Annotated in this window: 17 protein-coding genes; 7 read left to right on the forward strand and 10 right to left on the reverse strand. The window is 73.5% G+C overall.

Annotated elements, in window-relative coordinates; all coding sequences use genetic code 11:
• Positions 1 to 28 precede the first annotated feature (28 nt).
• Together nirD and nirB are read right to left on the reverse strand one after the other, a co-directional pair.
• Positions 29 to 415: a nitrite reductase small subunit NirD gene (gene nirD, locus ACO4JP_RS10740; protein ID WP_425953686.1), complete on the reverse strand. Its 387-nt coding sequence runs from the start codon at positions 413 to 415 to the stop codon at positions 29 to 31.
• Positions 412 to 3,045 (reverse strand): nitrite reductase large subunit NirB, encoded by a 2,634-nt coding sequence (gene nirB / locus ACO4JP_RS10745; protein ID WP_425953687.1) that lies wholly within the window; start codon positions 3,043 to 3,045, stop codon positions 412 to 414. Before nirB ends, nirD begins: the two co-directional genes overlap by 4 nt.
• A gap of 234 nt (positions 3,046 to 3,279) precedes the next feature.
• On the opposite strand from nirB, the gene ACO4JP_RS10750 reads away from it, so the two are divergent.
• A complete protein-coding gene (locus ACO4JP_RS10750; protein WP_425953688.1) occupies positions 3,280 to 4,746 on the forward strand; it encodes a basic amino acid/polyamine antiporter in 1,467 nt (488 codons plus the stop codon).
• 49 nt (positions 4,747 to 4,795) lie between these two features.
• Complete coding sequence (locus ACO4JP_RS10755; RefSeq protein WP_425953689.1) at positions 4,796 to 6,034, forward strand: arginine deiminase; 1,239 nt, start codon at positions 4,796 to 4,798, stop codon at positions 6,032 to 6,034.
• 30 nt (positions 6,035 to 6,064) lie between these two features.
• Here ACO4JP_RS10755 and ACO4JP_RS10760 read toward each other — a convergent pair whose 3' ends face one another.
• From ACO4JP_RS10760 to ACO4JP_RS10790, 7 genes are read right to left on the reverse strand one after another with little or no spacing between them, the layout of a single operon-like run.
• Positions 6,065 to 7,156 (reverse strand): ThiF family adenylyltransferase, encoded by a 1,092-nt coding sequence (locus ACO4JP_RS10760; RefSeq protein ID WP_425953690.1) that lies wholly within the window; start codon positions 7,154 to 7,156, stop codon positions 6,065 to 6,067.
• Complete coding sequence (locus tag ACO4JP_RS10765; RefSeq protein ID WP_425953691.1) at positions 7,153 to 8,169, reverse strand: molybdenum cofactor biosynthesis protein MoaE; 1,017 nt, start codon at positions 8,167 to 8,169, stop codon at positions 7,153 to 7,155. The genes ACO4JP_RS10760 and ACO4JP_RS10765 overlap by 4 nt, the downstream gene beginning before the upstream one ends.
• Entirely contained in the window at positions 8,166 to 8,651 is a 486-nt protein-coding gene (gene moaC / locus ACO4JP_RS10770; protein WP_425953692.1) for a cyclic pyranopterin monophosphate synthase MoaC, read from the reverse strand. Before moaC ends, ACO4JP_RS10765 begins: the two co-directional genes overlap by 4 nt.
• Positions 8,648 to 10,060 carry a gephyrin-like molybdotransferase Glp gene (glp, locus tag ACO4JP_RS10775; protein ID WP_425953693.1) on the reverse strand — a complete coding sequence of 471 codons (1,413 nt, stop codon included), beginning with the start codon at positions 10,058 to 10,060 and terminating at the stop codon, positions 8,648 to 8,650. The genes moaC and glp overlap by 4 nt, the downstream gene beginning before the upstream one ends.
• Before the next feature lie 12 nt (positions 10,061 to 10,072).
• Positions 10,073 to 11,695, reverse strand: coding sequence for an FAD-dependent oxidoreductase (locus ACO4JP_RS10780; RefSeq protein WP_425953694.1), 1,623 nt, complete (start codon positions 11,693 to 11,695; stop codon positions 10,073 to 10,075).
• Complete coding sequence (locus tag ACO4JP_RS10785; protein ID WP_425953695.1) at positions 11,692 to 13,824, reverse strand: molybdopterin oxidoreductase family protein; 2,133 nt, start codon at positions 13,822 to 13,824, stop codon at positions 11,692 to 11,694. The genes ACO4JP_RS10780 and ACO4JP_RS10785 overlap by 4 nt, the downstream gene beginning before the upstream one ends.
• A complete protein-coding gene (locus ACO4JP_RS10790) occupies positions 13,821 to 15,149 on the reverse strand; it encodes an MFS transporter (RefSeq protein ID WP_425953696.1) in 1,329 nt (442 codons plus the stop codon). Before ACO4JP_RS10790 ends, ACO4JP_RS10785 begins: the two co-directional genes overlap by 4 nt.
• Positions 15,150 to 15,454: 305 nt before the next feature.
• Here ACO4JP_RS10790 and ACO4JP_RS10795 point away from each other — a divergent pair, with 305 nt between their 5' ends.
• Positions 15,455 to 18,070: a helix-turn-helix transcriptional regulator gene (locus tag ACO4JP_RS10795; protein WP_425953697.1), complete on the forward strand. Its 2,616-nt coding sequence runs from the start codon at positions 15,455 to 15,457 to the stop codon at positions 18,068 to 18,070.
• A 19-nt stretch (positions 18,071 to 18,089) separates the two neighbouring features.
• Here the strand turns inward: ACO4JP_RS10795 and ACO4JP_RS10800 are convergent, their stop codons facing one another.
• Complete coding sequence (locus ACO4JP_RS10800; protein WP_425953698.1) at positions 18,090 to 19,319, reverse strand: SH3 domain-containing protein; 1,230 nt, start codon at positions 19,317 to 19,319, stop codon at positions 18,090 to 18,092.
• 410 nt (positions 19,320 to 19,729) lie between these two features.
• Between ACO4JP_RS10800 and ACO4JP_RS10805 the strand changes: the two genes are divergently transcribed.
• From ACO4JP_RS10805 to ACO4JP_RS10820, 4 genes are all read left to right on the forward strand, one after another.
• Positions 19,730 to 21,394, forward strand: coding sequence for a DUF7507 domain-containing protein (locus tag ACO4JP_RS10805; RefSeq protein WP_425953699.1), 1,665 nt, complete (start codon positions 19,730 to 19,732; stop codon positions 21,392 to 21,394).
• Between the two features lie 74 nt (positions 21,395 to 21,468).
• Positions 21,469 to 22,842, forward strand: a complete 1,374-nt coding sequence (locus tag ACO4JP_RS10810; RefSeq protein ID WP_425957088.1) for a SpaH/EbpB family LPXTG-anchored major pilin — start codon at positions 21,469 to 21,471, stop codon at positions 22,840 to 22,842.
• An 80-nt stretch (positions 22,843 to 22,922) separates the two neighbouring features.
• Positions 22,923 to 23,843 carry a class C sortase gene (locus tag ACO4JP_RS10815; protein ID WP_425953700.1) on the forward strand — a complete coding sequence of 307 codons (921 nt, stop codon included), beginning with the start codon at positions 22,923 to 22,925 and terminating at the stop codon, positions 23,841 to 23,843.
• Between the two features lie 2 nt (positions 23,844 to 23,845).
• Positions 23,846 to 24,595, forward strand: coding sequence for a SpaH/EbpB family LPXTG-anchored major pilin (locus ACO4JP_RS10820; protein WP_425953701.1), 750 nt, complete (start codon positions 23,846 to 23,848; stop codon positions 24,593 to 24,595).
• Positions 24,596 to 24,600 lie beyond the last annotated feature (5 nt).

A 24,600-nucleotide genomic window follows, 5' to 3' on the forward strand; every position in this document is an offset into this window, starting at 1 on the left:
CGGGGCAGGCTGCCGGGGAGGGTTGGTCTCACGGGCGCGGCGCGCGGGCCGCGCCGACGTGCACGACGCCGTCGCGCACCGTGACCTCGTAGGGGACGAGGTCGCCGTCGAGCCCGGGGGCGGGCGTGTACCCAGCGGTCTCGAGGCACCGGCCGGTGCGCAGGGAGAACACCTGCTTGTAGACCGGCCCGGCGACGGTGGGCTCCCCGCCCCGGGTGCCGACGAGGCCGCGGGAGATCACGTTGGCGCCCGAGTACGGGTCGAGCTGCTGGACGGCCAGCACCTCGTCGTCGTGCAAGCGGAACAGCGCGACCTGCACGAGGTGGCCGGCGACGTCCACGAGGGCGGCGGCGCCGCGCTCGACGGCGAGGTCGGACAGGGCGCACACGGGGGTCGTGCGGGTGAGGGTGGTCATCGCGTCTCCTGGGGTTCGCGGACGGGGAGGACCGGGCCGGCGACCAGCACCGCACCAGACGAGGCGCCGGCCTCGCGCTCGGCGGCGGTCGCGGGCCGCCTCTGGCCCCGTTCGGGCACGTAGGCCAGGTCGGGGTCGGGGGTGGTGGGGGCGTTGACGAAGCTGGAGAAGCGGGCCAGCTTCTCCGGGTCCTCGAGGACGGCCCGCCACTCGTCCTCGTACCCCTCGACGTGGGCGGCCATCGCGGCGTCGAGGTCGGCGGCGATGCCCAGGGAGTCCTCGAGGACGACGGCGCGCACCCCGTCGAGGCCGCCGTCGACGTCGTCGAGCCAGGCCGCGGTGCGCTGCAGGCGGTCGGCGGTGCGCACGTAGTACATGAGGAACCGGTCGACGGTGCGCAGCAGCGCCTCGTCGTCGAGGTCCTCGGCCAGGAGGCGGGCGTGCTTGGGGGCGAAGCCGCCGTTGCCGCCGACGTACACGTTCCAGCCCTTCTCGGTGGCGATGACGCCCACGTCCTTGCCGCGGGCCTCGGCGCACTCGCGGGCGCAGCCGGAGACGCCGAGCTTGAGCTTGTGCGGCGAGCGCAGGCCGCGGTAGCGCAGCTCGAGGCGCACGGCCATGCCGACCGCGTCCTGGACGCCGTAACGGCACCACGTGGACCCGACGCAGGACTTCACGGTGCGGACGGCCTTGCCGTAGGCGTGGCCGGACTCGAAGCCGGCGTCGACGAGTCGCTGCCAGATCTGCGGGAGCTGCTCGATGCGGGCGCCGAACATGTCGACCCGCTGGCCGCCGGTGATCTTGGTGTACAGGCCGAAGTCGCGCGCGATCTCGCCGACGGCGATGAGGCCCTCCGGGGTGACCTCGCCGCCGGGCATGCGCGGGACGACGGAGTAGGTGCCGTCCTTCTGCAGGTTGGCCAGCACGTGGTCGTTGGTGTCCTGCAGCGCGGCCTGCTCCCCCGCCAGCACGTGCCCGTTGCCGAGGCTCGCCAGGATGGAGGCGACGACGGGGCGGCAGATGTCGCAGCCGCGCCCGCCGGTGCCGAACCGGTCCAGGATCTCGGAGAAGGTGTGGACCCCGGCCACGCGCACGGCGTCGAACAGGCCGGCGCGGGACAGCGCGAAGTGCTCGCACAGGGCGCTGCTGACCGTGACGCCGGCCCGCTCCAGCTCCGTGGTGGCGATCTTCTTGACCAGCGGCAGGCACGAGCCGCACGTGGTGCCCGCCCGGGTGCAGGCCTTCACGCCCGCCAGGTCGGTGCACCCGTGCTCGGTGACGGCCGCGCGGATGGTGCCCGCGATGACGTTGTTGCACGAGCAGACCGCGGCGTCGTCGGGCAGCTCGAGGCTCGGGGCGGCGCCGGAACCCTCGGGCAGGAGGTAGGCGGACGGGTCGCCGGGCAGGTGCCCGCCGAACATCGGGCGCAGCGACGCGTACGGGGCGGCGTCGCCGACGAACACGCCGCCCAGCAGGGTGCGGGCGTCGTCGGACAGGACGAGCTTCTTGTAGACGCCCGCGACCGGGTCCGCCCAGACCACCTCGACCGCGCCTGCGGTGCGGGCGTGCGCGTCGCCGAAGCTGGCGACGTCGACGCCGTTGAGCTTGAGCTTGGTGGCCGTGTCCGCGCCGGGGAAGGTGGCCTCGCCGCCCAGGAGGCGGTCGACGACCACCTCGGCCATCGCGTAGCCGGGGGCGACGAGGCCGTAGCAGGCGCCCTCGACCGCGGCCACCTCGCCGACGGCGTGCACGTGCCGGTCGGTGGTGGTGCGGCACGCAACGTCGACGACGGCGCCGCCGCGGGGCCCGATCTCCAGCCCCGCGGCGCGCGCCAGCTCGTCGCGCGGGCGCACGCCCGTGGCCAGGACGACCACGTCGACGTCGAGGCGGCCGCCGTCGGCGAACTCGAGGCGGCCGACGTGCCGGGTGCGGCGGTGCGGCTTCAGCGCGCTCGTCGCGGTGGAGCAGCGCACGCCGATGCCCTTGCCGTTGATCAGGCGGGCCAGGGCCTGGCCGCCGCCCAGGTCGGTCTGCACGTCCATGAGGTGCGTGCCGGACTGGACCACGGTGGCGTGCGCGCCGAGCGCCTTGAGCGCGCCGGCGGCCTCGAGGCCCAACAGGCCGCCGCCGATGACCGCGCCGCGCACCGGCCGGCCCGCCGGGAAGGAGCGGCGCTTCTCCTCCACCCAGCCGCGCAGGGCCGCGACGTCGTCGATCGTGCGGTAGACGAACACGCCGGGCAGGTCCGCGCCCGGGATGGGCGGGACCGCGGCGTAGGAACCGGTGGCGAGGACCAGCTCGTCGTAGCCGTGGGTACGGCCCAGGCGGTCGGTGACGGTGCGCGCCTCGCGGTCGATGCCGGTGACGGCGAGGTCGCGGTGGAGCGAGACCAGGGGGTCGGCCCACAGGGCCGGGTCGCCCAGGGCGAGCTCCTCGGGGTCGCGGGCCTCGAAGTAGCGGGTGAGCTGCACGCGGTCGTACGGCGTGCGGGGCTCCTCGGCGAACACGTCCACGCGCCAGGTGCCGGCCTCGTCCCGGGCGCGCAGCGCCTCCACGAGCCGCTGGGCGACCATGCCGCCGCCGACGACGACGAGCCTCTTCGGGTCCTGGGGTACCGGCGATCCGCTCATGCCACGACGGTAGGCAGCGGCGGTTTCGGCTCGGTGCGGGCGGGGTTACCCGGCGGGAACGGTGTGCTCACTCCGCGCCGCAGGGTGCTGTGAGGCGTGCGCGGCTGACGTCACGTCCCGTCCGTCTCGACGTGCAATCGTGCCCCAGGTGACGAACGATGGCAGCGCGTCGCCAACCTCTGCCACCTGGCGTGCGGCGCCCCGGACCATCGAGCACCGACGACGGGAGGGAGTGTGTCGACGACGGAAGCTGCACCGAAGACCAGCACGGCCAAGCTCAGCCTCCCCGCCCTGACCGCGATGGTCGTCGGATCGATGGTGGGTGCGGGCGTCTTTCAGCTCCCCTCTCGGTTCGCCACCCAGACCGGCGTGTACGGAGCGCTCATCGCGTGGGCCATCGCGGGGCTCGGGATGCTGATGCTCGCGTTCGTGTTCCAGAACCTCGCCATCCGCAAGCCACGGCTGGACAACGGCGTGTACGTGTACGCGCGCGAAGGCTTCGGCGTCTACCCCGGGTTTCTGTCGGCGATCGGCTTCTGGGCGTCCGCCTGCGCGGGCAACGCCTTCTACTGGGTGCTGATCACCACCACCCTCTCCCAGCTCTTCCCCGGGCTGCAGGCCACGTTCGGTCACGGCGACACGTGGGCGGCCTTCGTCGTCTCGACCGTCGCCGTGTGGGGCTTCTTCCTGCTCATCCGCCGCGGCGTGCAGGGTGCTGCCGCCATCAACCTGATCGTCACGATCGCGAAGATCGTGCCCCTGGTGCTGTTCCTCGTGCTGGCGATCTTCTCCTTCGACGGCAGCGTGTTCGCCGCGAACCTCAGCGGGGGCTACGACCTTCCGGGCGGTGACTCTCTGTTCCAGCAGGTGCAGGGCACGATGCTCATCACGGTGTTCGTGTTCCTCGGCATCGAGGGCGCCAGCGTGTACTCGCGGTACGCGCGCAGGCGCGCCGACGTGGGCAGGGCCACGGTGCTGGGCTTCGTCTCGGTGCTCGCACTGTTCGCCTCGATCTCGATCCTGTCCTACGGCATCCTGCCCAGGGCTCAGCTCGCCGCCCTGCCGCAGCCCTCCGTCGGCGGGGTGCTCGACGCGGCGGTCGGGGCGTGGGGCGGCACCTTCATCCGCGTGGGGCTGATCGTCTCCGTCCTGGGCGCGTACCTCGCGTGGCAGCTGCTGGCGGCCGACGTCGCCTATGCAGCCGCCCAGGACGAGGACCTGCCCGGCTACTTCAACCGGCTCAACGCCCGGCAGGTGCCGCAGAACGCGGTGCTGTGGACGTCGATCTTCGTCACCGTCATCCTGTTCGCGGTCCAGTTCGTCGACAACGCCCTCGACTTCACGCTCGACCTGACGGCCGCGCTGTCACTGGTGCCGTTCGCGCTCGCGTCCGGCTACGCACTGAAGATCGCGTTGCGAGAGGACGGGTACGACGGCGTCGCGCACCGCGTGCGTCGCCGCGAGCTGGTCGTGGCCGTCATCTCGACGATCTACACCCTGTTCCTGCTCTGGGCCGCCGGCTACAAGTTCCTCTTCCTGTCCTGCCTCCTGCTCGCGCCCGCCACGGTGCTGTACTACTACGCCCGCCGCGAGCGGCGCGCCCGGACGTTCACCCCGCCCGGCCTCGTCGTGTTCCTGCTCGTCCTGGTGGGCGCCGTCGCCGGCGCGGTCCTGCTCGCCACGGGCGCCGTCCAGATCTGAGCACCCGCCACCGCCCGCCCGTCCCCTCACGGAACGAAGGGAACGTCCCATGTCTGCAGCCACCCGCGGCGTCTACTCGGAAGTCGGAAAGCTCACCAAGGTGCTCGTGTGCCGGCCCGGCCTCGCTCATGAACGGCTGACACCCACGAACAACGACGACCTGCTGTTCGACGACCTGCTGTGGGTCGAGAACGCGCAGCGCGACCATCTCGCCTTCGTGCACGAGCTGCAGGGCCGCGGCGTCGACGTCGTCGAGCTGCACGACGTGCTCGCCGAGACGCTCGCCGTTCCCGGGGCCACAGAGTGGCTGCTCGACCGCAAGATCGTGCCCAACGAGGTCGGCCTCGGGCTCGTCGCCGACACGCGCGCGTTCCTCGCCACTCTCGACGGCTCCCTGCTGGCCGAGTACCTGATCGGAGGCCTGTCCACCCGCGACCTGCCGGCCGACTTCCGGCCTGGTTACCTCGCCCTCGCCCGTGAGTCCACGGGGGTCAACGAGTACGTCATGCCGCCGCTGCCGAACACGCTCTACACCCGTGACACCACGTGCTGGATCTACGGCGGGGTCACGCTCAACCCGCTGTTCTGGCCTGCGCGGCACGACGAGACGCTGCTGATGAAGGCGGTCTACCAGTTCCACCCCGACTTCACGGGGTCGACGGTCTGGTGGGGCGACCCGGAGCAGTCCTGGGGGCAGGCCACCCTCGAGGGCGGTGACGTCATGCCGGTGGGCAACGGAGCGGTGCTGATCGGCATGAGCGAGCGCACGTCGCGGCAGGCCATCACCCAGCTCGCGGCGCGGTTGTTCGAGGCGCGCGCCGCAGAGCGAGTCGTGGTCGCAGGCATGCCCAAGCTGCGCTCGGCGATGCACCTGGACACCGTCTTCACGTTCGCCGACCGGGATCTCGCGACCCTCTACCCCGAGATCGTCGACGGCATCCAGGCATTCTCCCTGCGACCCGACGACGACGGTGGGGTCGAGGTGACCGAGGAGAAGTCGTCGTTCGTCGAGGTGGTCGCCGACGCGCTCGGACTGGCCAGGCTGCGCACCGTCGAGCCGGGTGGCGGCTGGTACGCCGGTGAACGTCAGCAGTGGGACAGCGGGAACAACGTCGTCGCCGTCGAGCCGGGGGTCGTGTTCGCCTACGACCGCAACACCCACACCAACGAGCTGCTGCGCCAGGCGGGCGTCGAGGTCATCACGATCGTGGGCGCGGAGCTCGGCCGGGGACGCGGCGGTGGCCACTGCATGACCTGCCCGATCTCCCGGGATCCGGTAGAGCCCTGACGTGCGCGGGCGCCGTGCCGGTCGGGGGTGTCAGGCGTGGCGTGCCGCGAGCGCCGCAAGCTCGGCGTACCGCATCGCACGCACGTCGCGCCACCCGTCCGCGGCGAGGATCGCCGCGGCACCGCGCGAGCGCAGGCCCTGTTCGCACACCACCACGAGGGGTGCGTCGAGCGGGTGGTCGAGGACGGCGTCGGGCAGGTCGCCCGCTGCGAGGTCTTCCAGACGAGCCCAGACGGCGCCGGGCACGGCGCCGGCGATGCGGCCGACGTCGACGACGAGAGGCGTTGTCTCGGCGGCGGAGGGCGCTGTCTCGGGCGCTCGGCGTGCCATCTCGGTCGTGGAGGGCGCTGTCTCGCGGGCCGACGGTGCTCCCTCGGCGAGGGGGATCTCGTCCCATGTGCTCGTGCGGGCGTCGTAGGTCAGTAGGCGGCCCAGTGCCGGGTCGCCCGTGCCCGTCAGCAGCTTGACGGCCTCGACCGCCATCGTCGCGCCCACCACACCGCACGCCGGGCCGAGCACGCCTGCCGTCTCGCAGCTCTCGCCCTCGGCCGGCTGCGGGCCGAACACGTCGGCGTACGCCAGGCCCCGTCCGTCCGGCGCGGCGGACCACCACACCGCCACCTGCCCGTCCCAGCCGAGCACCGTGCCCCACACGACCGGCAGCCCCAGCCGCGCGGCCGCGTCCGCGATCGCGTAGCGCGTCGCGAAGGTGTCGCACGCGTCCACGACGAGGTCGTACCCCTCGAACAACGCCTGCGCGTTGCTCGCGTCCAGCCGCACCGCGTGCTCGACGACGCCGACCTCCGGGCGCAGGGAACGCAGCGCCGCGGCCGCCGACGCCGTCTTGGGCGCCCCGACGTCGCCCGTCCCGTGCAGCACCTGCCGCTGCAGGTTGGACTCGGCGACCACGTCGTCGTCCACGATGCCGAGCGTGCCGACCCCCGCCGCGGCCAGGTACTGCAGCACCGGCGAGCCCAGCCCGCCCGCACCCACGACCACGACCCGCGCGGACGCGAGCCGTGCCTGCGCGTCCGGCCCGAACCCGTCCAGCAGCAGGTGGCGCGCGGCCCGGCGCCGCTCGGCGGGGTCGAGCGGGCCGCGGGGCGGGACCAGCGGGTTCACCCCAGGGCCCCCACCCACTCGCTCGTCCCGTCGACGAAGCCCTGCTCCTTCCAGATCGGCACCTCGGCCTTGAGCTCCTCCACGAGATCGGCCACCGCCGCGAACGCCGCGCGACGGTGCCCCGCGGCGACCGCCGCGACGACGGCGACGTCCCCCACCACGAGGTCGCCCACCCGGTGCACGACGGCGACCCGCACGGCGTCGCCCGTCTCACCGGCCACCCTCTGCGCGACACGTGCGGCGACCTCCCCGAGGACCGCCGCCGCGTCGGGGTGCGCCTCGTAGGTGAGCGCGACGACGCCGCGGCCCTCGTCGTGGTCCCGCACGTACCCGGTGAAGGTCGCGACGGCCCCGGCCCTGTCGTCGCGCACGAGCTCGATGATCGCGTCCAGGTCGAGCGGCGCCGCGACGACGTCGGCGAGGACCACCTCGGCGCGACCGCCGGAGGGATGCACGGCCGGTGCGGCAGCGGGCTCCGGCGCCCCCGGGTGCCCACCGCCGTGGGACCCATGGTCTTCCCCGCGCAGCTGGGCCACCGCGTGCGGCAGCACGTCGGCCAGCGCGTCGAGCCCGTCGCGCACCCCGCCGGGCGAGCCGGGCAGGTTCACCACGAGGGTGCGCCCGGCGACGCCCGCGATCCCCCGCGAGAGCGCCGCCGTCGGCACGACCGGCCGCCCGTCCGCACCCGCGAGCGCCGCAGCACGCACGAGCTCCGCGATCCCCGGCACCTCCCGCTCGATCACGGCACGTGTCGCCTCGGGCGTCCGGTCCGTGGCGGCGAGCCCGGTGCCGCCGCTGGTGACGACAAGGTCGGGCGCGCTCCCGGACGGGGCGAGCAGTCCAGCGAGCGCCTGGCGCACCGGCTCGCCGTCGGGGACGACCTGGACGGTGACGTCCCAGCCGCGGTCGGCGAGCCATGTCTGCGCGGCCGGCCCGGACCGGTCCTCGTAGACGCCGGCGGCGGCGCGGTCGGAGGCGACGACGACGGCCGCGCGGTAGCGGTGGATGCTCATGCGCCCTCCCGTGCCCAGTCGCCCGACTTGCCGCCGCTCTTGGCCACGACCCGTACGTCGGTGAGCACGGCCTCGCGGTCGACGGCCTTGATCATGTCGTACACCGTCAGGCCCGCCACCGTCACGGCCGTCAGCGCCTCCATCTCGACGCCGGTGCGTCCGCGGGTGCGCACGGTCGCGGTGATCTCGACGAGATCGCCGCGCGGGACGACGTCGACGTCCACGCCCGTCAGGGGCAGCGGGTGGCACAGCGGCACCAGGTCGGGGGTGCGCTTGGCGCCCAGGATCCCGGCGATGCGGGCGGTGGCGACGGCCTCGCCCTTGGGCAGGTCGCCGGACGCGATGCGCGCGACGACGTCGGGGCGGGTGCGCACGACGCCGACGGCGGTGGCCTCGCGCACGGTGACGTCCTTGGCCGAGACGTCGACCATGTGGGCGGCGCCGTCGGCGCGGTAGTGGCTGAGCCCTTCGGGCACGGTCATGCGATCTCCCAGCAGTCGACGGCGTCCCCGGCCTCGAGGCGGGCGACGCCGGGTGGTACGTGCACGAGCACGGTGGCGGCGGCGAGGTGGGCGAGCAGGTGCGACCCGGGCCCGCCGACGAGGCGGACGCGGCCGTCGTCGCCGATGGTCCCGCGGCGCACCTGCAGCAGGGCCGGCGGTGAGTCGAGGGGCTCGCCGAGCGGCGCGCGGCGCACCGGACGGCGGGCGGGGACGGCGCCGGCGGCGGCGGCGAGCACGGGGCGCAGGAACAGCTCGAACGACACCAGGGCGCTGACGGGGTTGCCCGGGAACGCGACGAGCGGGACGCGGCGCTCCTGCGTGCCGGACCCGACGCGGACGGTCCCGCACCCCTGCGGCCCACCCGGCTGCACCGCGACGGACCCGAACCACGCGTCGGCGAGCGTCTGGCGCACCACCTCGTAGGCGCCGGCCGAGACGCCGCCCGAGGTGAGGACGAGGTCGACGTCCGAGGCCGCGGCGAGCACGGCCAGCAGCGCGTCCGGCTCGTCGGGCACGACGCTGGCGACCACCCGGGCGCCTGCCTGCGCGAGCGCGGCCGCGAGCGCCGCCCCGTTGGCGTCGTGCACCTGCGCGGGCCCGAGCGCGGCCCCGGCGGGCGCGAGCTCGGAGCCGGTCGAGACGAGCAGCACGCGCGGCGCGCGGGCGACCTCGACCTGCCCGACGCCGGCGGCGGCCAGCGCGCCGAGCTGCGCGGGCCCGAGCGCGGCGCCGGCGGGCACGACCACGTCCCCGGCGGCGACGTCGGACCCGGCGGTGCGGACGTACGTGCCGGGGGCGACGGGCGCGGCGAACCGCACCTCGGCGAGGCCGAAGCGCGGCGGGTCGGCGTCCTCGACGCGCACGACGGCGTCGGCGCCCGCGGGCACGGGCGCGCCGGTCATGACGGGGACGGCGGTCCCGTCGGCCAGCGGCGGCGGCACGGTCCCGGCGGGCACGGGCACGCCGACGGGCAGCCGCACGGGCGCCTGCGCCGAGGCGGCGGCGAGGTCCGTGGAGCGGACGGCGTACCCGTCCATCTGGGAGTTGTCGAAGCCGGGCAGGGCGACGGCGGCGCGGGCGTCGGCGGCGAGCCGCCGCGGCGGCAGCGCGCCCGCGGCGCCCGCGGCGGCGAGCAGCTCGGCGACGACGACCTGCCGCCCGGGCCGATCGGCGAGGGCCGGCGCGACGAGCGCGGCGACACGCGCGGCGTGCTCGGCGACCCCCACCCGCTGCGGCCGGCCCTGAGTGTTCAGGCCCTGGGCGTTCGGGCCCTGAGCATTCGGGCCCTGAGCGTTCGGGCCCTGAGCGTTCGGGCCCTGGGGTCCCGGCCCCTGCGGGAGCCCCTTGTCCTGCTCCCCGAGCGGGGCGGCGGGGCGACTGCTGCGCACGGCGCCACCCTCTCACACCCGCTCGGGCAGGTTCCCGTCCCGAGCACCCAGCCACCCGCAGAGGCCCCGCACGGCGTCGGCGCAGCCGCCGCAGCCCGTGGTGGCGCGGGTCGCCGCGGCGACGCCCGGGACATCGTCCGCGCCCGCCTCGACGGCGGCGGCCACGTCGGCCTTCGTCACGCCGTTGCACCGGCACACGACGGCGTCGTCGGGCATGTGCGCCGGGCTCGACGCCGGGGCGACCGCCGGGGCCACGGGCGTCAGCAGCAGGAACGCCGGGTCGGCGGGCACGGGGGTGCGGCGCGTGTAGGCCGCGGTGAGGTCCGCGGCGACGCGCGGGTCGCCCACGCAGGTGGCGCCTACGAGCACGCCGCCGGCCACGACCGCCTCGACCCACCGCCCGGCGGCCGGGTCGGCGAGCCGCACGGCCCGCTCCCCCGGAAGGGGCGCGCGCCCGGCGCCGCACGCGCCCATCGCGACCACCGACAGCTCGCCCGCCTTGACCTTCACGACGTCGGTGCCGCGCGTCTCGACCCCGCGGTCGGTCGCGGCGCGCGTGGCCAGCAGGGTGCCCAGCCGCACCGCGGCGGACGGCCCGGACCGCTCCCACGGTGCGCGCAGGTGCACGCGCGGGGTGCCACGCTCGCCCTCGCCGGCCGCGCCCGGCGACCTCTCCGTCCGGGGAGGCGCCGTCAGCGCCTCGGCCAGCCGCCGCGCCTGGTCCCACCCTTCGGCCACCAGCCCGCGACAGCCCTCGGGCGGCTGGGCGCAGTCGCCGACGGCGAACACGTCCGGGTCGTCGACCGACGCGAGGTCCGGCCCGACGACGACGCCCCCGTCCACCGCGAGCCCGGCCGCTGCGGCGAGCCCCGTCTCGGGGACGGTGCCGCAGGCGAGCACCACCAGCCCGGCGGCGAGCACCTCGTCGCCCCGCGCCCCGCGGTCCAGTCGCACGCCCACCGCACGCCCGCCGACCACGAGCACCTCGCGCGGGCGTGCGGCCGCGACCACCCGCACCCCGCGGTCCGCGAGCGCCGCGGCGAGCACCTCGCCCGCGCCGGCGTCGAGCTGGCGGTCCATGGGGGTGCCCGCCCCGTGCACGAGCGCGACCTGCAGGCCGCGCGCGGCCAGCCCGACGGCGGCCTCGACACCCAGCACCCCGCCGCCGACGACGACGGCGCGCGGCGCGTTGAGCGTGGCGGCGACGATCTCGCGGGCGTCGTCGAGCGTGCGCAGCGAGTGCACGCCGGCGGGCAGCGTCTCGAGCCCGGGCAGGTCCGGCACGCGAGCGCGGGACCCGGTCGTCAGGACGAGCCGGTCGTACGGGTGGCGGGTGCCGTCGTCGGCGAGGACGACGCGCGCGTCCCGGTCGACGGCGGCCGCCCCGACGCCGCGCAGCACCCGCGCGCGCCCGGCGGGCAGCGGCATGCCGATCGCGGCGACCTCGGCGCGGCCGGCGACGACGTCGGTCAGCAGCACGCGGTTGTACGGCTCGTACTCCTCGGCGCCCAGCACGGTGACGTCGAGGGCGCCGTCGGGGTCGCGGCGCTCGAGCTCGTCGACCAGGCGGGCGCCGACCATGCCGAACCCGACGACGACGACGCGCAGGGGCACACGCGGCACTTCCACGGTCACGCTGCCTCCTCGGGCACGAGCGCCACGTCCACGGCGCACACCTTGAACTCGGGCATCGCGGAGACCGGGTCCACGGCGGAGGTGGTGAGCAGGTTGGCGCTGCCCTCCCCGGACCAGTGGAACGGCAGGAACACGGTGTCGGGGCGCACGGCGTCGGTCCAGCGCGCGGCGGCGGTGGTGGTGCCGCGCGCGGTGGTCAGGCGCACGCGGGCGCCGTCGGCCACCCCGAGGCGGGACGCGAGCAGGGGGTGCAGCTCGACGTACGGGGCGGGCACGAGGCGCTCGAGCTCGGGGACGCGGTGCGTCTGGGCGCCGGACTGGTAGTGCTGCAGGACCCTGCCGGTGATCAGGTAGACGGGCGCGCCGGGGCGCACGTCGTCCGACGGGCCGACGTGGTCGACCGGGATCAGCCGGGCGCGGCCGTCGGGAGTCGGGAAGCCGTCGAGGAACAGCCGAGGCGTGCCCGGGTGCTCCTCCCCCGCAGGCCCGGGGGCAGGGCACGGCCAGTGCAGGCCCGGGCCGCCCGCCGCCTCGTCGGCGTCGAGGCGGGCGTGCGACAGGCCCGAGTAGTCGGCGGTCCCGCCGGCCGAGGCGCGCGCCAGCTCGTCGAAGACGGCCGCGGGGTCGGTCTCGATCCGCACCGGCGACCCGAGGCGGCGGGCCAGCTCGGCCCACACCCACAGCTCGGACCGGGCCTCGCCGGGGGCGTCGAGCGCGCGCCGGCGCCGGATCACGCGACCCTCGAGCGACGTCATCGTGCCCTCCTCCTCGGCCCACTGCGTCACGGGCAGCACCACGTCGGCCAGCAGGGCCGTCTCGGACGGCACCACGTCGCACACCACCAGCAGGTCGAGCGCGGCCAGCCGCTCGCGCACGCGTGCGGCGTCGGGGGCCGAGACCACGAGGTTGGACCCGTGCACCAGCAGGGCCCGCGGCCCGCCCGGGGTGCCGAGCGAGCGCAGCAGCGCGACGGCGGGCAGGCCCGGCCCCGGCAGCGCGTCCGGGTCCACGCCCCACACCGCCGCGACGTGCGCGCGGGCCGCGGGGTCGTCGATCTTGCGGTAGCCGGGCAGCTGGTCGGCCTTCTGCCCGTGCTCGCGCCCGCCCTGCCCGTTGCCCTGCCCGGTCAGCGCGCCGTACCCGGACCCGGCCCGCCCCACGAGCCCCAGCAGGAGGGCCAGGTTGATCGCGGCCGTGACGGTCGCGGTGCCTTGGGTGGACTGCTCGACGCCGCGGCCCGTGAGCACGTACGCGCCGCGCCCGCCGCGCGCCGGGGAGGCGGCAGCGAGCAGCCGCGCGACGCGGCGCAGCTCGCCCACGGGCACCCCGCTGACCGCCTCGACCCGCTCGGGCCACCACGCCGCGACCGACCGGGCGACGGCGTCCGCGCCGGTGGTGCGCCCGGCGAGGTAGGCGGCGTCGGCGAGCCCCTCGGCGAGGACGACGTGCGCCAGGCCCAGCAGCACGGCCAGGTCCGTGCCCGGCACGGGCTGCAGGTGCGCGCCCTGCCCGTCCTCGGCGAGCCGGGCCGTGGCCGAGCGCCGCGGGTCGACGACGACGAGCCCGCCCGCCGCGCGGGCGCCGGCCAGGTGCTGCACCGACGGCGGCATGGTCTCGGCGACGTTGGAGCCGAGCAGCAGCACGGCGTCGGCGCCCCCGAGGTCGGCCAGCGGGAACGGCAGACCCCGGTCGGCCCCCAGCGACCGGTTCGCTGCCGCGGCCGCAGACGCCATGCAGAACCGGCCGTTGTAGTCGATGTTCGGGGTGCGCAGCACCGCCCGGGCGAACTTTCCGAGCGTGTACGCCTTCTCGTTGGTCAGCCCGCCACCGCCGAACACGGCCACCGCGGCCGGACCGGACTCGGTCGCGATCGCCGCGAGCCGCGCGGCGACGAGGTCCAGCGCCGCGTCCCACGACGCCGCGGCGAGCTCGCCGTCGGCGCCGCGCAGCAGAGGGGTGGTCAGCCGGTCCGGGGCCCGCAGCACCGTGGCGGACGTCCAGCCCTTCTGGCACAGCCCGCCCCGGTTGGTGGGGAAGTCGCGCGGGGCCACCGTCAGCGGGGTGCCGGCGAGCTCCATGCCGCACTGCAGCGCGCAGTACGGGCAGTGCGTCGCCGTCGGGCCGCTCATACGCGGGCCGAACCCATCCGCGCCCCACGCCGCCCGTACACGGCCCACGTCAGGCCGGCGAGCACCACGTACACGCCGACGAACGTGACCAGCGCCGGGATGATCGACCCGGTCGCGGTGGTCGACACGGCGAGCGCGCGCGGCACCAGGAACCCGCCGAGCGCTCCGACCGCACCGGCGATCCCGATGCACCCGGCGGCGACCTTGCCGCTCGCGCCGACCACGCGGAACACCGCGGGGATCATCCGGTACACCGACCCGTTGCCGACGCCGGTGGCCACGAACAGCACCAGGAACGCGCCCAGGAAGAGCCCGAAGTCGTGCGCGCGCAGTGCCGCCACCGCGCCGAGCGCTCCCGCCGCCATCACGGCGAACGCCACCACGGTGACGACGGCGCCGCCAAGCCGGTCGGCCAGGATCCCGCCCAGCGGCCGAGCGAGCGAGCCCACCAGCGCGCCCAGGAACGCCACCTTCAGCCCGGCCTCGGGGAACTGGCCCGCCAGCAAGGTGGGGAAGGCGCCCGAGTAGCCGATGAACGAGCCGAACGTGCCGATGTAGATCGCCGACAGGATCCACGTGTGCCGCTCGCGGGCCGCGACCGCGACCGTGCGCGGGTCGGCCTTCGCGGTGGCGAGGTTGTCCATGAACCGCCACGCCAGGACCGCCGCCAGCAGCGCCAGCGGGACGAACATCAGCCCGGCCCGGTCGAGCGCGACGCCCGCACCCGACACGATGACCAGCGGCACCACCAGCTGGACCAGGGCGGTGCCGAGGTTGCCGCCTGCGGCGTTCCAGCCCAGTGCGGCGCCCTTCTCGCGCTCGGGGAAGAAGAACGAGATGTTCGCCATCGACGACGCGAAGTTGCCGCCGCCGAAGCCCGCGAGCGCCGCGACGGCCAGCAGCGCCCCGAACGGCGTGCTCGGGTCCCGCACGACGAGGGCGAGCGCCGTCGTCGGGATGAGCAGCAGCAGCGCGGAGACCACGGTCCAGTTGCGCCCGCCGAACACCGGCACCGCGAACGTGTAGGGGATGCGCAGCGCCGCTCCCACGAGCGACGGCACGGAGATGAGCCAGAACATCTGGTCGGCGGTCAGGTCGAAGCCGGCGGCGGGCAGCTGCGGCACGACGATCGACCATAGGGCCCACACGGAGAAGCCGAGCAGCTCGGCGAACACCGAGAGGCTGAGGTTGCGGCGGGCGACGCGGCGGCCGCTGTCGCGCCAGAAGGCGGAGTCCTCGGGGTCCCAGTGCTCGATCCAACGGCCGCCGCGTCGAGCGCTGCGCAGCTCGGACAGGGTGGTGGTCGGCGTGGTCTGCACCGCCATGGTCGGCCTCCTTCACCACGCCCGGCGCACGCCGGGCGGCCTGCACCGCCGGCGGGCGCCGGCGGCGAGAGCGGCCCGTTCCGGGGTCCCCCGGGAGTCCCCGCAGCGGAGCGAGGAGACTCCCGAGGTGGGACGTCGGGCCGACGCTGGCGACGCTAGGCGGGCGGTGTTACGGGGCCGACCTTGGCCTGTGAACTCGCGGTGAGGTCGAACGCACGGTCCTGCTGCGGGCGCTGAGAGGCAGGGTCAGAGACATCCGGCGACATCGGGCCCGCGCCCGATACGCCGGTGTCTACGGTGACGCCATGCCAAGTGCCGGCCTGTTCCATACGAAGCTGCGGGACGAGGCACTGGATCATCTGCTGGCGGGCGCGAGCGTCGACCTGATCGGCCAGCGAGGCTCGGGGCGGAGCACCGTCGTGCAGGGGATCTCTGCGGTACTGGTGGAGCGCGGCTGGGACAGCGTGCGGGTCCGAGGGGTCGAGGGCGTCAGGGACCGACCTCTCGAGGCGCTCGCCGTGGCCGGCCTCACCCGGCGCGCGGACCCACGCTCCGAGTCGGCCGTGAGCGCCGCGGTCCGGTGCGTCGAGAATGCGGTGAGCGACGGACGGACTGTTCTGGTGCTGGACGACGTCGACGACCTCGACGCGGCCTCGGCCGGAGCCATCATCGCGGCGCACGCACGCCGACCGTTCCCGATCCTGTCGACTAGCCGGCCACGCCCCGGGAGGGTGCGCGACCACGCGGCACGGCCCGCCGAGGTGCAACCGGGTGTCCAGCTCGCAGTCCCGCCGCTCGACTACGTGGACGTGCACGCGCTGCTCGGCCGCGTCCTGCAGGCGCCTGTCAGCGCGGACGTCGTCGCGCGGGTGAACGCCGCGACCGGCGGGCTGCCTGGCCTTGTCGTCGCGATGGCCCGGTCGGCACGCGGCAGCGGGCGGGTACGGCTGCACCACGGTGTGTGGACTGCCGGCGCGGACCTGTGGGACCCCGGGCTGAGCCGCGTGATCCAGCCGCTGGTGACGGATCTGGACGCGTCCGGGGTCGAGGCGCTCCAGAGGCTCTCGCTGGCCGGTGCCGTGCCCGTGCCGACCGCCGTGGAGCTGGTGGGCTGGGACGCGCTCGAGGATCTCGATGCCTGCCAGCTCCTGCGCTTCGCGCCGCAAGGCTCGCTGGTCATCGTGGGCGTCTACCCGCAGCTCGTCGAGCAGCGCTACCGTCACGTGCCCCTCGGGGCAAGCAGGCTTCGCTTCCTCGAGCGCGTGGAGGCGCTCGGCAAGCCCTTCACCGGGACGGTGGCCGGTGTCCCGACGGCGGCGGCAGAGGCGACGGGCGACGTCGTGCCTCGCGAGCCGCGGCTGGACCTGCCTGGCTGGTTCGACGACGACCGGCCGCCGGGGGGCGACGGGCTCTCCGACACCGTGCTCAACCGGCTCCTGCGCGACGAGTGGCACCGGGCGTACGCAGCCCGCCGCCTCGACTGGGAACGGGACCCTTCCCCGCGGACGGCGGTGCCGTACCTCCGGTCGCTTCTCGTGGGCAGCGCGGACGCAGGGCTCATGCGCGACGTCGTCGCGCGCACGCCGCCGTCAGCCAACCTGGCCGAGATGGCCTCGCTGCACCGCTGGCACGCGCACATGCTGGCGCAGACCGCCGGCGAGGTGGACGCCGCCCGCGCCCTGCTGCAGCGCGCCGCGCCCCAGGTCGGCCCCTGGGCGGGCGCGCTCGAGGCGCTCGAGGACCACCTCACCCTGCTGTCCGACCGTCTGCCGCCCGAGCGACCGGCAGCGGCCGCCCACGAGAACCTGCAGGCGGCGCAGTTCGCCGAGGTGCTCCGGTGCGAGGTGCTCCTCGCGGCCGGCCGGCCGGCCGAGGCACTCGCGCTGCTCGAGGGCGCGCGCTGGACGGATCCTGACGCCGTCGACCTGCGCGACGTCCTCATTGGCCTCGCGCGTCTCGTCGACGGCGACGCGCGCGGTGCGCTCGCCTGGAGCGAGAAGCGGTTCCGCCGCGCTCGAGCCGAGCTAAACCTCGACGCCATGCCCGGGCTCGCCTACGCCACCGCCGCGTCGCTGCTGATCCTCGGCCGGCTCGGCGACCTGCGTGCACTGCTCGGTTCCGCGCTGTCCACCGGGCTGTCGTCGTCGATGCAGAGCCAGTACAAGTCGCTGCTCCTGGACACCGCTGCCGTCGTCGCGCGCGGCGGCGGCCCGGCGGCGACGGTAGCCACGTTGGCGGGGCAGGCGCGCGCCGTGGCCGCCGGGCAGAGCGCCTTCTTCCTGACGACCGGGCTGACGCCCGCCTCGCGCCACGACGCCTCAGAGACGCTCAAGGGCGCCGCCGACCGCATGTGGGTCACGGTGGTCGACCTGCTCGACCGGGGTTTCGTCGTCTCGGCCGTCACCCTGGCGGGTGCGGTGATCGACCTCGCGCCGGACCGGCACCACGCGGCCACGATCCGCGCCGCGGTGGGGACCGACCCGCCCGCCCTGCTGGAAGCCATGATCCGCGTAGCCGAGGCGACGGTCGACGACGACGCCAGGTCCGCTGCCCGGCTCGCGCCCGAGCTGATCGACGCCGGTCTGGTGGCGCTGGGTGTGCGCGCCGTCGGGGCTACCGTCCGGCGGCTGCGTGCGAGCGGACGGACCCGCGAGGCCACCGAGGTGCTGACCAAGGCTTGCGGCTGGCTCGAGAGGGCCGGCGAAGACCCCGACGAGCTGCTGTCCCGACTCTCGTGCGACGTCGATCTCACGCCGCGCGAGCGGGAGGTCGGAAAGCTCGTCGCAGAAGGCCTCGGCAACCCGGAGATCGCCCAGACGCTGGGAATCACCGCCAAGACGGTTGAGAACCACGTCAATCGCGTCTTCCGCAAGCTCGGCGTGCTGGACCGGGCCGACGTCGCGGGCGCGCTGCGCTCCTGACTCCCACGCGGGCACGATGTCAGGATCGGAACACGGACTTCGGGACCACCCACAGTGTGCTGCCCTGTGCGACGAGGTCGAAGCTCGCGTCGTAGCTCCTGATGTAGCCGAAGGTCTCACCGGTCCTGACGGCGCGAGTCTTCGACAGGCTGGCAGCCTGATAGGCGGTGCCCGCCCTGGAGGTCACCACGCTTCTCGTGGGCTTCCGCCAGACGTCGGTCCGCACCTGGCCCCTCCGTCCCTTGGCATCGCGCACCAGAGTCCAGGCGGTCCCCGGGGTTGTGATCGTGGCGAGCTTGGCACCAGCGGGGACGACATACGCTGCGCCACCGTCCGACAGGTGGAGCGTGAAACCTCCATAGCGCACGGTCTCCGTCGTCTGTCCCTGGCGGCAGATCCCCGAACCGACCTTCGTCGCTGCGGAGACGTCCGACGACCCGTACCCGTACCCGTTGCGATAACGGTCACCCAGACCGAAGTGGTTGCTCGAGTCGTACCCGACCAAGACGCCGCCCGCCTTGAGCTGTGCCCGAAACTTCAGGACCGCGTACGCGTCCGCGACGCTCTCATGGCGGCTCCCGGTGATGGCCGGCCGGGGAGTGCCACACTGCCGGTAGGTCTGCACGTGCGCGATCTCGTGCACCATCACGTACGTCAGGCTCGCCCGCCGGACGGCCTGGCGCGCGGTCTTGTAGACCGGGTCGTACGTCGAGATCTGGATCCTCTCGCCGTAGCTGCAGCCATTCGAGGAGCCGCAGCTTCCTCGCCCGGACGTGGTCGACCAGTCGACCTTCTGACTGATGGCGATCTGGTTGATGAACCCGTAGTGGCTCTCCATGGCTGACACACCCGAGGGCGTTCCCACACCGGTGCTCGTCTGCTGGATCCACCCGGTCTTACCGCTGACGGTCACCCTGAGCCAGCCCCCCTTCTGGTGCGAGGGGTCCAGCCGCGTGCCCTTCTTGACCGTCACCAGCGCCCTCGCCGACGTCGTGGGGCTCACGCGCACCGAGGCTTGCCGGTGCACCCACCGGTATCCGTACGCCGCCACGGAACCCGCAGGGACTGTCGCCGCCAGCGCGGGGCTGGGGTCGACGACGGCGTTCGCGAAGAGCAGCAGGGTTCCCAGTGCTGCGGCGACAAGCATCCGCACCCCCGACCGCCTGGTCGCGGCTGGGCGCGCGCCCGTGTGCAGACGCTGCACGCGAGCTGCCAGGTAGATGCCTGCGGACCTAAGCCGGTCGGTCATGGCGGCCTCCCTGTCTCGATCTCAAAGTCCACGGTGGTGCACATGGCCGGGGTTCCAGCGCCGGGGCGCCCCGAGCGGGGGATCGCGCCTGCGGATTGGGTGCCGAGCCGGGCACGCCGGGTGCCTCTGAGCGCGCGCTGGGACGAGGCGACGGACGAGCCGCGCCGGCCGGCGAGTGCTCGCGACATGCTCGCGATGACCAGCACAGATGCCCGTCAATACCTTTTCTTGAACTCTCCAAAACTGCCGCTATGCCTGCCAAGAATGCCAGTGCGATTCGTCGCCAGCGCACCGGGCACCCTGCGCCCAGCAGCACTTCTGCGCATTGCTGCGTCTCACCGTTGAGACATATCCGAACGACCACTGCGGCCGTTCGACCACTGCCAGTGGAAGCGCGGGAGGTGTTCTCAATGCGGGTGCGGAAAACCATCGCGGCGATCGCGGTCATGGCGGCGGGCGTCGGCGTTGCCCTGGAAGCAACCGCGCCCCCCGCGGGTGCTGAGGGCCAGGCCGGAGGCTCCGCCCCAGCAGGGATCCCCGCGGTGCTCATGAACGAGAGCTTCCGCGGAGCGGAGCTCCACTATGACTTCACGCTGCTGGGACAGGCGGGGCTCACCAACGCGTCCGGCGGCGACCATGCGCCCAAGGTCGGCACGAGCACGAAGCACGACCAAGAAGGCGCGCGCCGGGGCGCCCCTCCGTTCAACCCGGACCCCCAGGCCAACCCTGGATATCTCCAGCTCACGGACAACAACCACGACAAAGTCGGAGGCGTGGTCTACAACCACCCGCTCCCGACGTCGGGTGGCCTCGACGTGACTTTCGAGATGTACCAGTACAACTCGACGACCACCAACACGCCTCATGCCGCGGACGGCATCGGCTTCTTCATCTCTGATGGCGGAGTCGACCTGACAGCACCCGGGGCGTATGGCGGATCACTGGGATACGCACAGAAGAGCTTCGAAGGTGTTCCCGGCGTCGCTGGCGGCTACCTCGGTATCGGCTTCGATGTGCTCGGCAACTACATCCAGGACGGGACGGAAGGTCGCGGCTACACCAACGGCAAACCCGGTGTGCGGAGGTCGCCGACCGGCCAGGCATGGGGGCAGAACGTCGCCAACACCATCACCCTCCGCGGGCCCGGCAACGGGCTGAACGGATACGAGTACCTCACGTCGACCTACAAGACGATCACATCGCCGACAGAGACCACCGCACCGCTCGGCCCCAAGCAGCTCGGAGCCCCGACGGTGACGACTCCTGAGCTCGCCAAGCGGCTCGTGCGTGTGACGCTCTCGCCGGAGCTGCGGCCGCTCGTCAGGGTCTACGTCGAGTTCGATCCCAGTGCGGACTCGGTGGACGAAGGGGATCTGGTACTTGCGTACAGGATGCCGGACGACGTCCGTGCGATGCCGTCAACCTTCAAGTTCGGGTTCGCCGGTTCTACCGGCGATATGACCGACGTGCACCTTATTCGCAACCTCGAAGTCTCGACGCTCGTCTCGCCGCCTGCAGGTCTCGACCTCGCGAAGGACGTCGTCGTCGACCCGACCACGCCCGCCGCAACACTTCCGAGCACGTACCAGGTGGGCGACGTCGTCCACTACAAGTTCACGGCCACGAACTCCGGCCAGGTGACTTTGACGAACGTCAGGATCAGCGACCGGTTCAAGCTGGACTCGATCAGCCCCGGATCCTACGACAGCCTCGCGCCGGGTAAATCAGAGACATTCATCGGCACCTACACCATCAAGGAATCTGACGTCCCAGCCGATTGGGATGGCACCTCGGCCTTCGAGCTCGAGAACGTCGCGCTCGCCGTGTCCAACGAGACAGCGAGCCCCGACGACCACGCCTTCGTCACCGTCGATCCGCCAGACGAGTGCGACCCAGCCGCGCCCGGTTGTGTCGAGGAGCCCGATCCCGATCCGAGCGACTTGCCGGAGGCGATCCCCCTGCCGCCGGTCGGAGGAACGCCGAGCGCGCTCGGCATCGCCGGATTCTCGGCGGCCGCTGCACTCACGGCCTACCTGATAGTCACTCGCCGAATGACCGGAAGGCGCGTGCCGTGATGCCGCAGCTCAGCCCCAGATCCCCCATTCCCGCAGAACGCATGACACCGAAGGGTCCCACCGTGGTCAAGAACATGAGAGGCCGCATTGCGGTCCTGGTCACGGCGGCGCTCGCGCTGGTCGCGACACCGCTCGCCGCGAGCGCCGCCGAGGCTCCGCCTCCATCGACGATCACCCAACCGTCAGGCAAGCTCCACATCACCAAGCTCGCGCAGCCCGCGACCGCAGGTGACGAGGCGCCTGGCACGCAGCTCGACACGGTGACGGGCGTCGGCATCGATGGAGTGACCTTCGAGGCACAGAGGCTCACCGACGTCGACCTGACCACGGCCGCGGGGTGGCGGGCGGCGCAGGATCTCACCCTCGAACAAGCCCTGAAGGCGAACCTCGGTGTCCCGGTCGAGGGCGAGACGGCGGACGGCGGCAAGTTCACGCTGACGCTTCCGGTCGGCCTCTACCTCGTCCGGGAGACCAATACCCCCGCGGACGTCGTCCCGGCGGTGCCGTTCCTCGTCACGGTGCCGATGACTAACCCGGACAACCCGACCCAGTGGATGTACGACGTCTATGTCTACCCCAAGAGTGCCGATTCGGCGCTCACGAAGACCATCAAGGACGGCGGCGCAGCAGTGGCGGGTGACACCTTCACCTACGACGTCATGATGGAGCTTCCTGAGGGAACGACAAAGCTGGTTCTGACCGACACCCTGGACGCGCGGCTCAACTTCAGCGAGAGCTCCCTCTCGGTGATTGGTGAGCCTCGCTCGGCGGACGGCTCCTTTGACAGCGAGGCCGATACGGTCAAGGTCAACTTCGACGAAGCGACTCGGATTCTCACGGTGGAGTACAGCGGGGACATCGTGACCAGCAACCAGTCGCTCGGATTCCGCATCGCGGCCTCCGTCACTGCGCCCGGAGTCATCTCGAACGAGGCGTCGTACATCGCCACCGTGCCGGGCGGCACTGTGAGCGGAGACTCGGATCCTGTCGAGACGAAGTGGGGCCGCATCGACGTCCTGAAGGTCAACGAGAACGACATGCCTCTTCGTGGGGCGACCTTCCGCATCGCCCTCACCGAGCAGGACGCCAAGAACGGGAACTTCGTCGACGGCGAGGCGGTCTCAGGCGCCAACGGCAGACTGTCATTCGTCGTTCGCTACTCCGACTGGTGGAACGGCGAGGGCCACACCGAAGGCAAGCGTGGGTACTGGCTCGTCGAGACGCAGGCCCCGGACGGCTTCGAGCTTCAGCCCGCGCCGATCGGACCGTTCTACGTCACCGGAGCACCCGACGACGCCGCCGAGGCGACCGTCGTCAACGTGACCCACAACGCCGGCTTCGAGCTCCCGGCCATCGGTGGCAACCGAGCCATCCTCCCGATCATCGCGGCGATCGTCGTCGGTGGCGGCGTCATCTGGCTCATCCGGTCGCGTCGCGCGAACGCCTGACGCCCGACCGACCCAGGCGGCCCCGGGGCGTGACCCCGGGGCCGCCCACCCCGGGCACCACCTGTAGGGAATGAGGTTCCATGCCCAGCCACGCACCCCAGCAGGCTGCCCCGCGACGCGGCCTCGCCGGCCGCATCGTCGTCGCCGCCGTCGTGCTCGCCGCGATCGCGGTCTGGCAGTGGAACCCCGCCCTCACGTGGTTCAACGACCGCGCCGCCTCGCACCGGGTCACGGACCTTGCCCAGATCGCGGCGCAGACACCGTCTGCCGAGCAGGAGGCTCAGCTCGCCGCCGCCCACGAGTACAACGCGTGGCTCGCGGCAACCGGCGCAAGCGAGATCGGCCACGCGATCCACGAGTTCGGTGCCGCCGACGAGTCCACGCCCGCCTATCAGGACTACACGAAGCTGCTCTCGGTCGACGGTACGTCGCTCATGGCGGACCTGTCCGTCGAGTCGATCGACGCCAGGCTGCCAGTCGTCCACGGCACCTCCCCCACGTCCCTGGAGGTGAGCGCCGGCCACCTCTACGGAACGTCGCTTCCGGTCGGAGGCCCCTCGACGCACGCGGTGATCGGTGCGCACTCCGGCTGGAGCAAGGCGACGCTGTTCAACCGGCTGTCCGACGTCGAGCCCGGCGACGTCTTCACGATCTCGGTGATGGGCCGTCAGCTCGCCTACGAAGTCACGGACATCACCCCGGTCAGGGCCACGGACTCGACCGACCTCATCCGGATCGAGGAGGGCAAGGACCTCGTGACCCTCACGACGTGCTTCCCGACGTACGTCAACACCCACCGCCTCCTGGTGCGCGCCGAACGGACGACCGATCCCGTGGCCGAAGCCGGCACGACCGTCGTCCACGCCGCCTCCGGCCCCGGCTTCCCATGGTGGGCCGTCATCGTCGGCGGCGGCGGCGCAGCCGTGCTCGCGCTGGCGCTCTGGCCCGCGTCGCGACGTCGGGACGGCTCCCCAGACCTCGAAGACCCCTCACGGAGATGACCATGACGAGAAGAAGCCTGAGGCGACTCCTCGCAGTCGTGGTCGCCATGCTCGTCGGAGTCGGGCTCGCGCCGCCGGCGGCGGCGTCGTCGGCCTCGATCGACCCAGCCCGGCCCGCGAGCCTGACGGTCCACCGGTATGTGCACACGATCAGCGGAGAACCCGAGTCCGCGGAACCTGCCGCAAACGTCACGTTCCGCATCGCCCGCGTGGCCGGCGTTGACCTGACCACGGCGCACGGCTGGAGGGCGGCCGAGCTCCTCACCCGGGGCGACGTGACCGAAGCGGACCTCCAGCCCCTCCGGGACGCCACCACGAACCGCGACGGCCGCGCCATCTTCCGCGACCTGCCGGTGGGGCTGTACCGGGTCGCCGAGGTCGAGCCCCCACGTGGTGCGGAGGCCCTGGACCCGTTCTTCGTGACACTGCCACTGACGAACCCCGACGACGGCGACTCCTGGCTCTACGACGTCGACGTGCACCCGAAGACCGACGGCGGCCTCACACCTCCGCCCGAACCTGGACCGGACCCCCACCCCAGCAGCCCTGACGATGCCGCCATGGCGCCCACGGTCGATCCCACCGATCATCTGCAGGGCGAGGATGCCGGGGACGACGCCGCCCACGCCCCCCAGCCCATCGGCACCGCCCTGACCGGCTCCGACGCCGACCTCCTGGCCGCGCTCGCCGCCGTCCTGCTCGCCGCAGGCGCCTGGCTCGCGTTCCTGGTCCGCCGTCGGCGGACCGAATAGGTGCG

The sequence above is a fragment of the Xylanimonas sp. McL0601 genome (assembly GCF_049852175.1).
Lineage (GTDB): Bacteria > Actinomycetota > Actinomycetes > Actinomycetales > Cellulomonadaceae > Xylanimonas.

Bases quoted from the DNA above. Each gene is read 5' to 3' on its own strand.
- nirD (WP_425953686.1), bottom strand. From the start codon at position 415: ATGACCACCCTCACCCGCACGACCCCCGTGTGCGCCCTGTCCGACCTC.
- nirB (WP_425953687.1), bottom strand. From the start codon at position 3,045: ATGAGCGGATCGCCGGTACCCCAGGACCCGAAGAGGCTCGTCGTCGTC.
- ACO4JP_RS10755 (WP_425953689.1), top strand. From the start codon at position 4,796: ATGTCTGCAGCCACCCGCGGCGTCTACTCGGAAGTCGGAAAGCTCACC.
- ACO4JP_RS10765 (WP_425953691.1), bottom strand. From the start codon at position 8,169: ATGAGCATCCACCGCTACCGCGCGGCCGTCGTCGTCGCCTCCGACCGC.
- moaC (WP_425953692.1), bottom strand. From the start codon at position 8,651: ATGACCGTGCCCGAAGGGCTCAGCCACTACCGCGCCGACGGCGCCGCC.
- ACO4JP_RS10785 (WP_425953695.1), bottom strand. From the start codon at position 13,824: ATGAGCGGCCCGACGGCGACGCACTGCCCGTACTGCGCGCTGCAGTGC.
- ACO4JP_RS10790 (WP_425953696.1), bottom strand. From the start codon at position 15,149: ATGGCGGTGCAGACCACGCCGACCACCACCCTGTCCGAGCTGCGCAGC.
- ACO4JP_RS10795 (WP_425953697.1), top strand. From the start codon at position 15,455: ATGCCAAGTGCCGGCCTGTTCCATACGAAGCTGCGGGACGAGGCACTG.
- ACO4JP_RS10800 (WP_425953698.1), bottom strand. From the start codon at position 19,319: ATGACCGACCGGCTTAGGTCCGCAGGCATCTACCTGGCAGCTCGCGTG.
- ACO4JP_RS10805 (WP_425953699.1), top strand. From the start codon at position 19,730: ATGCGGGTGCGGAAAACCATCGCGGCGATCGCGGTCATGGCGGCGGGC.
- ACO4JP_RS10810 (WP_425957088.1), top strand. From the start codon at position 21,469: ATGAGAGGCCGCATTGCGGTCCTGGTCACGGCGGCGCTCGCGCTGGTC.
- ACO4JP_RS10815 (WP_425953700.1), top strand. From the start codon at position 22,923: ATGCCCAGCCACGCACCCCAGCAGGCTGCCCCGCGACGCGGCCTCGCC.
- ACO4JP_RS10820 (WP_425953701.1), top strand. From the start codon at position 23,846: ATGACGAGAAGAAGCCTGAGGCGACTCCTCGCAGTCGTGGTCGCCATG.